We start from the raw sequence: 13,169 nt of genomic DNA, 5'->3' as shown, positions 1-13,169 counted from the left end.
CGCGCAATATTGTTGCGTCCCCGCACGAGGGAAGACATGAGGGGGGATGCCTATGCGCATCGGACTGTATCCGGGGACTTTTGACCCGCTGACGCTGGGGCATCGTGATATTATCACCCGTGCGGCCCAGCTTGTGGACCGGCTGGTGATCGGGGTTGCGATAAACCGTGACAAGGGGCCGCTCTTCACGTTGGAGGAGCGTGTGGCGATGATCGAGGCGGAAGTGGCCGACCTTCGCACCAGCACAGGGGTGGATATTGTCGCCCACCCGTTCGAGAATCTGCTGATCGATTGCGCGCATGATGTGGGCGCGTCCATCATCATCCGTGGATTGCGCGCGGTGACAGATTTTGAATACGAATTCCAGATGGTTGGCATGAACCGCGCGATGGATGACAGTATCGAAACCGTATTTCTGATGGCAGAGGCCCGCCATCAGGCGATTGCGTCAAAACTGGTCAAGGAAATTGCGCGTTTGGGGGGGGATGTGTCCAAATTTGTCTCAGCCCCGATCCGCGAGGCGCTGCTGGCGAAATTCGGGGCAAGCTGAAGCAGGGGGCGGTGGTCGGCTTGTGGCTCTAGAACTTGATGGACGGTTTCGAGGGCTTTTCGGACAGTGGGGAAGTGGATCAACCCGCGCAGCGTCGGGCCGTGGCGCGGCGAGCGTGACTTTATGCTACAGCACTTTATGCCAGCCAAATCCGCGAAAGATCACGGCTTTGCGCATAGCCAAGCCAAATCGCCGTGCCGGGGGACGGCCCGGCGATGCGCGGCGGCGCTACGCGCCTTGTTTCCGCGCGAACTGCTGAAGAGTGCCACATAGCCGCCCTTTGAGACACCGCGCGTCACATGTGCGCGCTGGAACAAAGGGGCAGGCGGCAGAAATTAGTGCCCATATACCGCGCGTGCCGCGATCTTGTCGGCATCTGGCTTGTACAGGTCCAGATCAATCGCCACCTCTAGCGGCATATTTTCCAGCGCTGATTTGGTACGGACATAGGCTGCGCGCTTGCGCAGGCGGTCTTGGATACGTGCAAGAAGTGTTGTCATGGCAACCTCCATCTGGGGTGGGGCCGGAATGGCCCCTTCCCCCCGAAGATGGGGTATGCCGCAGCGCAGCACAATATTCAGAGTTGCAAGCCCGCCTTGCGGTGGGCGCATATGTGAGCGGTAACAGCACGCTTTAATGTAACGGCGCCTGCACTGGCCACCGTATCGCTATGGGCCACAGCCGAAGCTGCGGCCCCTTTACAACCTTCACCGCCGCGCGCCTTACTTTGCGCGTGCCATGGCCGCTGCCGTGTCCAGCATGCGGTTTGAAAAGCCCCATTCATTATCGTACCATGACAGCACGCGCACCATGCGCCCCTCCAGAACTTTGGTCTGGTCCAGATGGAAGATGGACGAGCGCGGATCATGGTTGAAATCCATCGACACATTGGGCTGGTCGGTCACGCCAAGCACGCCTTTGAGCGGGCCATCACTGGCGGCGGCGCGCATTGCGGCATTGATCTCGTCCACTGTCACATCGCGCGCGGCTTCAAATGTCAGGTCCACGACCGAGACATTGGGCGTGGGCACGCGGATGGCGACCCCGTCCAGCTTGCCGTCGAGTTCCGGCAGCACCAGCCCCACAGCTTTGGCAGCACCAGTGCTGGTGGGGATCATGCTCATGGCGGCGGCGCGGGCGCGGTACATGTCTTTGTGCATTGTGTCCAGCGTGGGCTGGTCGCCGGTATAGCTGTGGATCGTGGTCATAAACCCGCGCGAAATGCCCACTGCGTCATTCAGCACCTTTGCCACAGGCGCCAGACAATTGGTGGTGCAGGACCCGTTTGACACGATCCTGTCGCCTGCCGTCAGGGTGCCATGGTTCACGCCATATACAATGGTTTTATCCGCCCCTTTTGAGGGTGCCGAGACCAGAACCTTGCCCGCGCGCCCCAGATGCAGCTTGGCCTTGTCGGCATCGGTGAAAATGCCGGTGCATTCCAGCACGATGTCAATGTCATTCCAAGGCAGGTTGGCTGGGTCGCGTTCTGCAGTGACCATGATGGGGCCGCGCCCGACATCGATGCTGGTGCCGTCTACGGTTACATCAGTGGGGAATCTGCCATGGATCGAGTCGAAGCGCAGCAGATGGGCGTTGCTTTCGACCGGGCCAAGATCGTTGATGGCGACGATCTCCAGATCATCGCGCTGCTGTTCGACCAGCGCGCGAAGCACAAGCCGCCCGATCCGGCCAAACCCGTTGATTGCAAGACGTGTGGTCATCGTCATCTCCTCGCATGAATTTGTGTTTGCGCTAACACATCACGGCAAGGCTTTTCAAGTGCGTTGCGCAAGCCATCGCAGGCAGTCTAGCAGATTGTGCAGCCCTGGGCACGCGTGGGCTGGGCAGGGGTATATCCAGCGCCCATCAGCCGGAAGATACCGCCAGCCACGTCAATGACCGGAACACCCAGTTCAGGCGCAATGATCTGCGCGGCGCGCGCGGTGCGGTTGCCTGTCCGGCAGATCAGCGCAACGGGTTGGCCGGCTTGCAGATGGGGTTGCAAGGCTTTGAGAAAACTGGCCGGATCGTTGAAGGGCAGCAAAATCGCATTGGGCAAGACGCCAGTTTCGACCCATTCATGCGGCTGGCGGATATCGACCAGCAGAACAGGTGCCTCTTGCAATTGCTGCGCAGATGGCTGGGCGGTGTAGACCTGTTGCGCCGCGACAGGGGTGATGAGCAAGACTGTGGCCAGCAGTGAGGCGATAAGGCGGAACATGAATAGACCCTTATGATTTTTTGAATGTGTACTCGTTTTGCCATGCGGATGAAAGGCGACAAAATATCACAAATGCAAAACCCGCCAGCGGGCCGGCGGGTTTTGCATACTCGTTTTGACTGGTGTCAGACCCCTGACAAAGGATTCGCAATGATTGCTTTGAGGGTTTGGCGGACATTGAAGACGTGACCCAAGCTGCGCAGCGTCGGGCCGTGGTGCGGCGATCCCCGATCTATGCTGGATAACTTTATGCCAGCCAAATCCGCGGAAGATCAGGGCTTTGCGCGTAGCCAAGCCAAATCGCCGTGCCGGGGGACGGCCCGGCGATGCGCGGCGGCGCTACGCGCCTCGACTCCGCGCGAACGGCTGAAAAGTCCCGCAAAGCTGACCTTGGTCGCGCATGGCGGGCTATTGTGTCAGGCGCGGAACACTCGTTAGGATCAGTGGATCAGGCGGCCCATTGCGGCGGCGACATCTGCCATGCGGCACGAAAAGCCCCATTCATTGTCATACCATGCCAAAACGCGCACAGTGCGGCGGCCCACAACTTTGGTCTGGTCAGGCGCAAAGATCGAAGAATATGGCGTGTGGTTGAAATCGATCGAGACTTTCGGCTCTGGATCATAGGACAATACGGCACCCATTGGACCGGCGGCGGCCTCGCGCATAATCTCGTTTACATCGGCCACAGTCACATCGCGCGCGGCTTGAAAGGTCAGGTCCACAGCGCTGACATTTGGGGTGGGCACGCGTAGGGCGGTGCCATCCAGCTTGCCTGCCAGTTCTGGCAACACCTCGCCCAGTGCTTTCGCAGCGCCGGTCGATGTGGGGATCATTGCCATTGCAGCGGCGCGGGCGCGGTACAGGTCTTTGTGGCGGCGGTCCAGTGTCGGCTGGTCGCCCGTATAGCTGTGCACTGTCGTCATGATGCCCGATTCAATACCGATCGCATCATTGAGAACCTTGGCCAGCGGGGCAAGACAATTGGTGGTACAAGACCCGTTCGACACGACCAGATGCTCGGGGCGCAGCAGACGGTGGTTTACGCCATAAACGATGGTTGCATCTGCATTTTTGGCAGGGGCGGACACAAGCACACGGCTGGCACCACGGCCCAAATGCACTGCTGCCTTGTCGCGGTCATTGAATTTGCCGGTGCATTCCAGCACCACATCGACGCCATCCCAATCCAACTCGCTTGGGTCATAAGTGGACATGACCTTGATCGGCCCGCGCCCCAGATCCAGCGTGTCGCCGTCAACGCGGATGGTGCCGGGGAAACGCCCATGCACGGAATCGTATTTCAGCAGATGCGCATTCGTTTCAATAGGTCCGGTCGCGTTGATCCTGACAACCTCGACATCATTGCGCGCACTTTCAGCGATATGGGCCAGGGTACAGCGCCCGATACGTCCGAAACCGTTGATGCCGATGGTGATTGTCATAACGTCTACTCCGCGCCTGTGCTGTTACGCTGGGTATACCCAGCACAAGCTGTCAAAAAAAGGGCGAAATCAGTCACATATATGGTCGTTAGCGCAATCTTCACATGGTAGCGCCACCTTTTGGCGCTTTGTCGGGCTGTGTGAAAGGTTTTGTCCGCTTGCGCTGCCCCGCGCTGCGTTGCATGTAGGGACAGCACAAGCATCATCAGGGCGCGGGCATTTTGACTTTTCTGGAAAACATATTCAGCCTTATCAATATGCGGTCCTTCTCGTCGGTCTGGTTCTGGATTGTGCTTGCGCTGTATTGGTCCGCAGCCAGTCAGTTTGTGATGGGCGCATCCTTCGATCTGATCATGCGCGCGCGCAGGGACCAAGGGCAAAACCTGCATGATCTTGAGATGCTTGTTGGCATTCATGTCCGCCGCAAACTGTCGCTGATGCGCCGCGCGGGCCATTGGATTGTGGCCTTCACAGCCGCAGTCCTGACATTGATCGTGCTTCTTGCCTTCGTGTACTGGCTGGAATTCGCGCAGGCGGTTTTCCTTCTGGTGTTCCCCATGACGCTGGTGCGGCTGATGGAATTGCGTATGTCCTTCCGGATCGAGCGCGAATCGTTGCAGGGGGACAAGCTGTGTCGGGCCTTGTTGCGGCATCGGTTCTGGGTGCAGTTGGTGGGTGTGATTGCGATTTTCGTCACAGCGGTCTGGGGCATGCTATATGTCTTGTCGCGCTCTGCCCTGAGTTTCTGACCACGGCATCAGGATCAAACTTGCCAGAATTTCCGTGAAAAAGGACGTGTAACGCATGACACTGGCACATGAAAAAGTCATTTTGGGCGGTGCGCCCGAGGGCTATGATGCGCGATTGCTGGCGCGCGAAGTTGCGCGCGCCGATCAGTGCGTGATCCATGTTGCGCGCGATGACAAACGCGCCGAGGCAATGGCGCAGGCCCTTGCCTTTTTTGCGCCTGATATCAGTGTTTTACGGTTCCCTGCTTGGGATTGTCTGGCCTATGACCGTGTCTCGCCCAACCCCGAGATTGCCTCGAACCGGATGGCCACGCTGGCGGCGCTGGCGCATGGGGTGCCGGGGGCGTTCATCTTGCTGACCACCCTTTCAGCAGCACAGCAGCGCGTGCCTGCGCGCGATGTGGTGGCGCGCGCCTCGTTTCGCGCCGCGGTCGGGCGGCGGATTGATGAAGGATCGCTGCGCAACTGGTTGGTGCGCATGGGCTTTTCGCAATCCTCCACAGTAACAGAGCCGGGCGATTTCGCCATTCGCGGCGGCATTTTCGATATCTACCCGCCCGGCGAAACTGGCCCTGTGCGGCTGGATCTGTTCGGCGATGTGCTGGACGCCGCGCGCCGCTTCGACCCTGCCACCCAGCGCAGCCTTGAGAAATTGCAGGCGGTCGAGTTTGCGCCCGTCTCCGAGATCATCTTGGACGAGGCCGCGATCACACGCTTTCGCCAGAATTACCGCATCGAATTTGGCGCAGCCGGCAGCGATGACCCGCTCTATGAGGCTGTCAGCGCAGGGCGCAAACATCAGGGGATGGAACATTGGCTGCCGTTCTTCCATGACCGGATGGAGACGCTGTTTGACTACCTGCCCGCTGCCTCTGTCATGCTGGATGACCAGTTGGAAGCGGCGCGCGCTGCGCGGTGGGAAGGGATTGCAGACCAATATGACGCGCGGCGCGAGGCGATGAGCGCCAAGGGCCGGTTGGATACTGTCTATAAACCTTGCCCGCCGCGGCTGTTATACTTGGATGATACCGGCTGGCAGGGTGCTGTTGCAGGCCGCCGCGTGATCCAGCTGAACCCGATGAAAACCGCGCCGGGGCCGGGGGTGCTGGATGCGGGCGGGCGCGCAGGGCGCAGTTTTGCCCCCGAACGGCTGGCCGGTGACAATGTGTTTGACGCCTTGGCCAGCCATCTGGCAGAGCGGCGCAAAACCTCGCAAGTGGTCATTGCCAGCCATTCCGAGGGTGCGCGCGACCGCTTGTCGGGGCTGCTGGAAGATCATGGCGCCCCCGGCGCGCAGATGATCGGCACCGCGCGCGACATGAAAGACGGGCAGGGCGCGCTGTACCTTGCGATCTGGCCGCTGGATGCAGGGTTTGAAGCACCCGGCCTGACTGTCATCTCTGAACAGGATGTGCTGGGCGACCGGCTGGTGAGCCGCACCAAACGGCGCAAACGGGCCGAGAATTTCCTGACCGAGGCGCAGACCCTCTCGCCCGGTGATCTGATCGTGCATGTCGATCACGGCGTGGGCCGCTATACGGGGTTGGAAACGATCACCGCCATGGGCGCGCCGCATGAATGCATCGCGCTGGAATATGCCGGCGGCGACAGGCTGTTTTTGCCGGTCGAGAATATCGAATTGCTCTCGCGCTATGGCCATGAGGAAGGCTTGCTGGACCGTTTGGGCGGCGGTGCATGGCAGGCGAAGAAAGCAAAGCTGAAACAACGCATCCGCGAGATTGCGGACAAGCTGATCCGTATTGCCGCCGAGCGCCAGTTGCGCAAAGCGCCCCATTTCACCGCCCCCGATGGCATGTGGGAGGAATTTCTGGCCCGCTTCCCCTATGCCGAAACCGAAGACCAGTTGCGCGCCATTGAAGATGTGCTGGATGATTTCGACAGCGGGCGGCCCATGGACCGCCTTGTTGTGGGCGATGTGGGGTTTGGCAAAACCGAGGTGGCGATGCGCGCGGCCTTTATCGCGGCCATGTCAGGCGTGCAGGTTGCGGTGATTGCCCCCACCACATTGCTGGCGCGCCAGCATTACAAGACCTTTGCCGACCGTTTTCGGGGGTTCCCGATCAATGTGCGGCCCTTGTCGCGCTTTGTCAGCGCGAAAGAGGCAACCGCCACGCGCGAGGGCTTGGCCAAGGGCACAGTCGATATTTGTATCGGTACACATGCACTGCTGGCCAAGGGCGTGAAATTCGCCAATCTGGGCCTGCTGGTCATTGATGAGGAACAGCATTTCGGTGTGAACCACAAGGAACGGCTGAAGGAATTGCGCAGCGACATACATGTGCTGACGCTGACCGCCACGCCAATCCCGCGCACGCTGCAACTGTCGCTGACAGGTGTACGCGATCTGTCCATCATCCAGACCCCGCCCGTGGACCGATTGGCGATCCGCACCTATGTCAGCGAATTTGACGCACTTACCTTGCGCGAAGGGTTGTTGCGCGAACATTATCGCGGGGGGCAGTCGTTCTTCGTGGTGCCACGAATCTCGGATTTGCCCGAGGTCGAGGATTTTCTGCGCACCCATGTGCCGGAACTGAGCTTCGTCATCGCAAATGGCCAGATGCCTGCGGGCGAATTGGACACGCGGATGAATGCCTTTTACGATGGCAAATATGATGTGCTGCTGGCCACATCCATTGTCGAATCCGGCCTTGATATTCCGCGCGCGAATACGATGATCGTGCACCGCGCCGATATGTTCGGGCTGTCGCAGCTTTATCAGATCAGGGGCCGTGTGGGCCGTGCCAAGACGCGGGCCTATTGCTTCCTGACCACCAAACCCCGCACGCCCCTGACCCCGCAGGCGCGGCGCCGCCTGAAACTTCTGGCCAGCCTCGACAGTCTGGGCGCTGGCTTCAACCTTGCCAGCCATGACATGGACTTGCGCGGCGCAGGCAATATCCTGGGCGAGGAACAATCGGGCCATATCAAGGAAGTGGGGTATGAGCTGTACCAGCAGATGCTGGAGGAAACGATTGCCAAAATCCGCTCGGGCGAGATTGCCGATGTCTCGGACCTTGACGGGCAATGGGCGCCTACGATCAATCTGGGCGTGCCTGTGCTGATTCCAGAAAATTATGTGCCCGATCTGGATGTCCGTCTGGGCCTGTATCGGCGCCTTTCAAGCCTGACAACCAAAGTCGATCTGGAAGGGTTTGCCGCCGAGTTGATCGACCGCTTCGGCAAACTGCCGCGCGAAGTGAATACGCTGCTTGCGGTGATGCGCATCAAGGCCGAATGCAAGCGCGCGGGCATTGCCAAGTTTGACGCAGGGCCAAAGGGCGCGACGATCCAGTTTCACAATGACAAATTCGCCAATCCCGCAGGGCTTGTGGCCTTTGTGCAGGAACAGAACGGGCTGGCGAAAATCCGCGACAACAAGATCGTTGTGCGCCGTGACTGGAGCACAGAGAAAGAGCGTGTGCGCGGCGCTTTCACAATTGCACGCGATCTGGCGGTGCAGGCCAGCAAATAGCCCCTTTTGCGCAACTGCGCAGCAGTGGAACGCAAAACGCCCCGGCTGGATGCCGGGGCGTTTGGTTTTTGTGCAATGTGCCTGTTCAGGCGCTTGGTTCTGGCTCTAGCCCGCCATCTTCGTCGCCGCGCTTGCGGCCCCGCGTTTTCGGCACTGTCGCAACAGATGGGGTGCCGCTGGTGGGTGTATCCCCGTCATCATCGCCACGATCAAGCGCTTCACCGCGCATGACGCGGGCAATTTCAGGCCCTGTCAGTGTTTCATATTCCAACAAGCCCTGCGCCAGATTTTCCAACTCTTCCCGACGCTCGGTCAGGATTTTCTTGGCAGTTTCATAGCCTTCATTGACCAGCTGACGCACTTTGTCGTCAATCATCTTCTGGGTGATACTGGAATGATTCGACCCACCACCATAATTGCCCAGATAGCTTTGCTGTTCATTGGCGTAGTCGACATATCCCAATTCTTCGTCAAAGCCGAATTGCGTTACCATCGCGCGGGCGATCTTGGTCACTTGCTGAATGTCGCTTGCCGCCCCTGATGTCACGGCATCTTCGCCAAACACCAGTTCTTCTGCCACACGTCCACCCATCGCCATGGCGATCTTGGATTTGTATTTGCGATAGCTGACCGACAGTTGGTCCCGCTCTGGCAAGGACAGGACCAGACCCAGCGCACGACCGCGCGGGATGATGGTTGCCTTATGGATCGGGTCATGTTCCGGCACATGAAGGCCTACAACAGCGTGTCCTGCCTCATGGTAGGCGGTCAGTTTCTTCTCATCCTCGGACATGACCATAGACCGACGCTCGGCGCCCATCATGACCTTGTCTTTGGCATTCTCGAAGTCATCCATCACCACGAAACGGCGGTTGGACCGCGCGGCCATCAGGGCGGCTTCATTCACCAAGTTGGCAAGGTCCGCGCCCGAGAAACCGGGCGTGCCGCGTGCAATGATGCGCAGGTCCACATTCGGGCCAAGCGGCACCTTGCGGGCATGCACCCCAAGAATACGCTCGCGTCCCTTGATGTCGGGGTTGGGCACCTGAACCTGACGGTCAAAGCGGCCGGGGCGCAGCAGGGCAGGGTCCAGCACATCGGGGCGGTTTGTGGCCGCAACGATGATGATGCCCTCATTGGCTTCGAACCCGTCCATTTCGACCAGCAACTGGTTCAGCGTCTGTTCGCGCTCGTCATTGCCGCCGCCATAGCCCACGCCACGCGACCGGCCCACGGCGTCAATCTCGTCGATAAAGACGATGCAGGGCGCGTTTTTCTTGGCCTGCTCGAACATGTCGCGCACGCGGCTTGCACCGACACCCACGAACATTTCCACAAAGTCGGAACCGGAGATGGTGAAGAAGGGCACACCCGCTTCACCCGCAATGGCACGCGCCAGAAGTGTTTTACCTGTGCCCGGAGGGCCTACCAGCAGCGCGCCTTTGGGGATTTTGCCGCCAAGGCGCGAGAATTTTTGCGGGTTGCGCAGAAATTCCACGATCTCTTCCAGCTCGTCCTTGGCCTCGTCAATGCCTGCGACATCGTCAAAGGTGACGCGACCGCTTTTCTCGGTCAGCAGCTTGGCCTTGGATTTGCCAAAGCCCATGGCACCGCCCTTGCCGCCACCCTGCATGCGGTTCATGAAATAGATCCACACACCGATCAGCAGCAGGAAAGGCAACCACAGCATCAGCGTGGACAAGAAGCCCGATTGCTGCTGCGGGCGTGCTTCGACCGGAATACCGGCATCCAGCAGGCGCTGGGTCAGTCCGGCATCATCGGGGCGGACTGTTGAATATTGTTGGCCATCACTGCCCACAAAAACGATGCGCTCACCGTCTATTGTGACGCGGCTTACGTCATTGGCGTCTACACGGTCAATAAATTCCGAGTAGTTGACACTTCGGGCCGAGGATGTGTTCTGGCCTGTGCTGAACATGTTAAAGAGCATGATCATCAGCAGAAACAGCACGATCCAGAAAGCAAAATTCCGTGCGTTACCCACGGGCGTCTCCTCTTGTCATCTATGCCATGGCGCGGGTGCACCAGTGCTTCCACATATACATAGCAATTATACCCGTGCGATCAATGCGAATACGGGGCGAGAGGCAAAGACTCCTGCGGTTCGCGGGCGCAAACCTGCCATTCGGGCGCGAATCCTGCCAATGGCGCGGCAATCAGCCGCGCGCCATGCCAGATTGCGGGGCTGGCCAGAAGTGAAAGGCGGGGCAGGCGCCAGCCTGCGCGGTCGGGGCAAAGTGCCAGCCCCGCTTCGCCAAGGGGCGCGATGTCAAACCGGCTGGGCCTGTCCAGACCTGCGGGCGGGCAGATGCGCCAACGGCCATCCCACAGGCTGTCCAAGGGCGCGCGCAGATCGCGCACGGCATGTGCTTCGCGGGTAATGCGCAATTCGCGGCTGTTGCGGGTGATCCGGCAGCCATGCAGGGTTGCGGATGGGGCCGCCTGCGCCGCGCGCAAGGCAGACAGGCGCGGGCGGTAGCTGTTCGAGGCAACTTCGCACAGCGCGCGTGCAACCAGCCTGTCGCGCGTGTCCGCGGGCAAAGCGTCAAGGGCGCTGGCGTCAAACACAATATCCCCATGCTCGAAGCGGCAAATATCGCGCGCGGCGGTTGCGGCCGCCTCGTTCAGGACTGTGCGGGCTTGCGCCATATGCGCGGCCGTCTGTGACAGGCGCGCGCGGGTCAGTCCAAGGGGGGCCAGCAGGTCCAGGGCTTGCCGTGCCTTGATGCGGTCATACTGGCTGTCCTCATTGCCGGGGTCATCGACCCAAGCCAGTTCATTGGCGCGCATCCAGTCGCGCAAGTCTGCGCGCGTAATCTCAAGAAGCGGGCGCATCCATCTGACGCCTGCGGCATCGCGCACAGGTGCCATTGCCGCCAGCCCATCCACGCCAGAGCCGCGCGCAAGGCGCATCAGGAAAGTTTCGGCCTGATCATCTTGCGTGTGGCCCAGCAAGACGGCCTGCACCCCTTGGCGCGTGGCCCAGTCTGCCAGCAGCGCGCGCCGTGCTTGCCTTGCTGCGTCTTGCAGATTGCCGTGCTTGTCCCAGCCATCCCAAACCAGCGTATCATGCGACAGCCCCAGTTCCCGCGCGGTTTGCGCGACAAAGGCGGCTTCCTGCGCGGCCTCTGGCCGCAGGTTATGGTTCACAGTGGCGACATGCAGCGAAGCCCCGCCCCAGTGCTGTGCCAGATGCATCAGCGCCATGGAATCGCCCCCACCCGACACGGCAAGCCCCAAGCGGGCAGGGCGGTCGGGTGCCAAACCTTCCATAGCAAGCGCAAATCGCGCGGTCAGATCCGTGTCAGGCGCGATCAAGGGCAGGCAAGACGCGCGCGCGCCTCTGTCGCCTCATAGGCTTGCGGGGTTGTGGCGAAACGGTCCAGCAATTCGTCAAACATGACGCAGGCTTCCTCGCGCTGGTCCAGCCGCCCAAGGCTTTCGCCCAAGGCCAGCAGCGCGCGGGGCGCATCAGCCCCGTCAGGGTCGGCCAGATACAGGTTCAGATAGGCGCGCGCCGCATCGGGTTCAGCGCCGCGTGCGCGGTGCATTTCGCCCAATAGCATACTGGCATCTGCACCAATCGGGCTGCCGGGGTAGAATTCAAGGAATTGCTGCAAGGCATCGGCGGCGGCGTCATAATCGCCATCATCGGCCAGCGCGCGGGCCGAGTCGAAGGCGGTCTGCTCTCCGGCGGCGAATTGCGGTGTGTCGCCATCTGCAACCCCTGACCCGCTGTCAAGCGGGCGCGCGGGGGGCAGCGCGGATGTATCGCCGCCTTCCAGTTCCGTCATGCGAAATTCCAGATCGCCCAAGCGGTTGGACGCCTCGTCAATCGTGCGCCGGATGCGGAATTCCAGTTCTTCGGTGCGGCCGGTCAGGCGTGCGAGTTCTTCGCGGATGCGTTCAACCCGATCAATCAGCGCGCCGTCGAAATCGGGCTGTGACGCGGCACTGCCCGAAGAGAGTTCGCGCGCCAGATCCGCGACAACACTGCTCAGCGCTGTCAGTTCTGCGCGCAAATCGGCCACCGACTCGGCCTGTGCCGGGGCCAAAGCTGGCCCCGACACAAAACAGCTCAATGCTATGATGCGGATCAGGCGCATCGGCTTAGCTTGACACGCCGGAAACGGCGGTTACAGACCGGCGGTTCACATCCCAGCAACGTTGCGCGGCGCAGGCTTCAACAGGGCGTTCCTTGCCATAGCTGACTGTGCGCAGGCGGTTGGCGCTGATCCCTTGGCTGACCAGATATTGCATGACCGCATTGGCGCGTCGCTCGCCCAGTGCGACGTTATATTCGCGCGTGCCGCGTTCGTCGGCATGCCCTTCGATGACGATTGCAAATTGCGGGTTGGATGACAGCCAACGCGCCTGACCATTCAGGGTCGAGCGCGCCTCGTCATTCAGGCTGGAACTGTCCACTGTGAAAAACACCCGATCGCCAATGCGCTGCTGGAAATGCGCAATGGAATTGGGGTCATTCGGGTCGCCCAGATTGCCGGTAGAGATGCCGCCATCATTGAAGCCACCCCCAGCACCACCGAAACCGTCGGCACCGCCGCCGCCGAAAGTGCCGCCAGCGCGGGGGTTGTTACAGGCTGCAAGCGCAATCGTTGCCAGCACAAGAAGAAGTTTTGACGTCAAGGTCATGGAATGTGTCCCTCAGGAGGTTTGTGTTTGG

At 60.4% G+C, this 13,169-nt stretch carries 11 protein-coding genes; 3 read left to right on the top strand and 8 right to left on the bottom strand.

Annotation, left to right across the window (positions count from 1 at the left end):
- The first annotated feature begins 52 nt into the window (after positions 1 to 52).
- Positions 53 to 550 carry a pantetheine-phosphate adenylyltransferase gene (coaD, locus tag BG455_RS05825; protein WP_071469008.1) on the top strand — a complete coding sequence of 166 codons (498 nt, stop codon included), beginning with the start codon at positions 53 to 55 and terminating at the stop codon, positions 548 to 550.
- A gap of 335 nt (positions 551 to 885) precedes the next feature.
- Here the strand turns inward: coaD and BG455_RS17270 are convergent, their stop codons facing one another.
- The 4 genes from BG455_RS17270 to gap (BG455_RS05805) form a co-directional block, all read right to left on the bottom strand.
- Entirely contained in the window at positions 886 to 1,050 is a 165-nt protein-coding gene (locus BG455_RS17270; protein ID WP_170124684.1) for a hypothetical protein, read from the bottom strand.
- 222 nt (positions 1,051 to 1,272) lie between these two features.
- The gene (gene gap, locus BG455_RS05815) at positions 1,273 to 2,274 is read right to left on the bottom strand and encodes a type I glyceraldehyde-3-phosphate dehydrogenase (protein WP_071469157.1); all 1,002 of its coding nucleotides are present in this window, start codon (positions 2,272 to 2,274) and stop codon (positions 1,273 to 1,275) included.
- 86 nt (positions 2,275 to 2,360) lie between these two features.
- Entirely contained in the window at positions 2,361 to 2,774 is a 414-nt protein-coding gene (locus BG455_RS05810; RefSeq protein ID WP_071469006.1) for a rhodanese-like domain-containing protein, read from the bottom strand.
- 440 nt (positions 2,775 to 3,214) lie between these two features.
- The gene (gene gap, locus BG455_RS05805; RefSeq protein WP_071469005.1) at positions 3,215 to 4,219 is read right to left on the bottom strand and encodes a type I glyceraldehyde-3-phosphate dehydrogenase; all 1,005 of its coding nucleotides are present in this window, start codon (positions 4,217 to 4,219) and stop codon (positions 3,215 to 3,217) included.
- Positions 4,220 to 4,476: 257 nt separating this feature from the next.
- Here gap (BG455_RS05805) and BG455_RS05795 point away from each other — a divergent pair, with 257 nt between their 5' ends.
- Both BG455_RS05795 and mfd read left to right on the top strand, forming a co-directional pair.
- Positions 4,477 to 4,968, top strand: a complete 492-nt coding sequence (locus BG455_RS05795) for a hypothetical protein (RefSeq protein ID WP_071469156.1) — start codon at positions 4,477 to 4,479, stop codon at positions 4,966 to 4,968.
- A 55-nt stretch (positions 4,969 to 5,023) separates the two neighbouring features.
- Positions 5,024 to 8,464, top strand: a complete 3,441-nt coding sequence (mfd, locus tag BG455_RS05790; RefSeq protein WP_071469003.1) for a transcription-repair coupling factor — start codon at positions 5,024 to 5,026, stop codon at positions 8,462 to 8,464.
- Positions 8,465 to 8,549: 85 nt separating this feature from the next.
- On the opposite strand, the gene ftsH is transcribed toward mfd, so the two are convergent.
- From ftsH to pal, 4 genes are all read right to left on the bottom strand, one after another.
- Positions 8,550 to 10,469, bottom strand: a complete 1,920-nt coding sequence (ftsH, locus tag BG455_RS05785) for an ATP-dependent zinc metalloprotease FtsH (protein WP_071469002.1) — start codon at positions 10,467 to 10,469, stop codon at positions 8,550 to 8,552.
- Between the two features lie 80 nt (positions 10,470 to 10,549).
- A complete protein-coding gene (gene tilS / locus BG455_RS05780) occupies positions 10,550 to 11,758 on the bottom strand; it encodes a tRNA lysidine(34) synthetase TilS (RefSeq protein ID WP_071469155.1) in 1,209 nt (402 codons plus the stop codon).
- A gap of 41 nt (positions 11,759 to 11,799) precedes the next feature.
- Entirely contained in the window at positions 11,800 to 12,567 is a 768-nt protein-coding gene (locus BG455_RS05775) for a tetratricopeptide repeat protein (RefSeq protein WP_218147531.1), read from the bottom strand.
- Between the two features lie 28 nt (positions 12,568 to 12,595).
- Positions 12,596 to 13,138, bottom strand: a complete 543-nt coding sequence (gene pal / locus BG455_RS05770) for a peptidoglycan-associated lipoprotein Pal (RefSeq protein ID WP_071469000.1) — start codon at positions 13,136 to 13,138, stop codon at positions 12,596 to 12,598.
- Positions 13,139 to 13,169 lie beyond the last annotated feature (31 nt).

This window comes from Roseinatronobacter thiooxidans (genome assembly GCF_001870675.1).
In the GTDB taxonomy this organism is placed as follows: domain Bacteria; phylum Pseudomonadota; class Alphaproteobacteria; order Rhodobacterales; family Rhodobacteraceae; genus Roseinatronobacter; species Roseinatronobacter thiooxidans.
The sequence above is the reverse complement of the archived record's forward strand: the minus strand, read 5'-3'. Positions and strand labels throughout refer to the sequence as shown.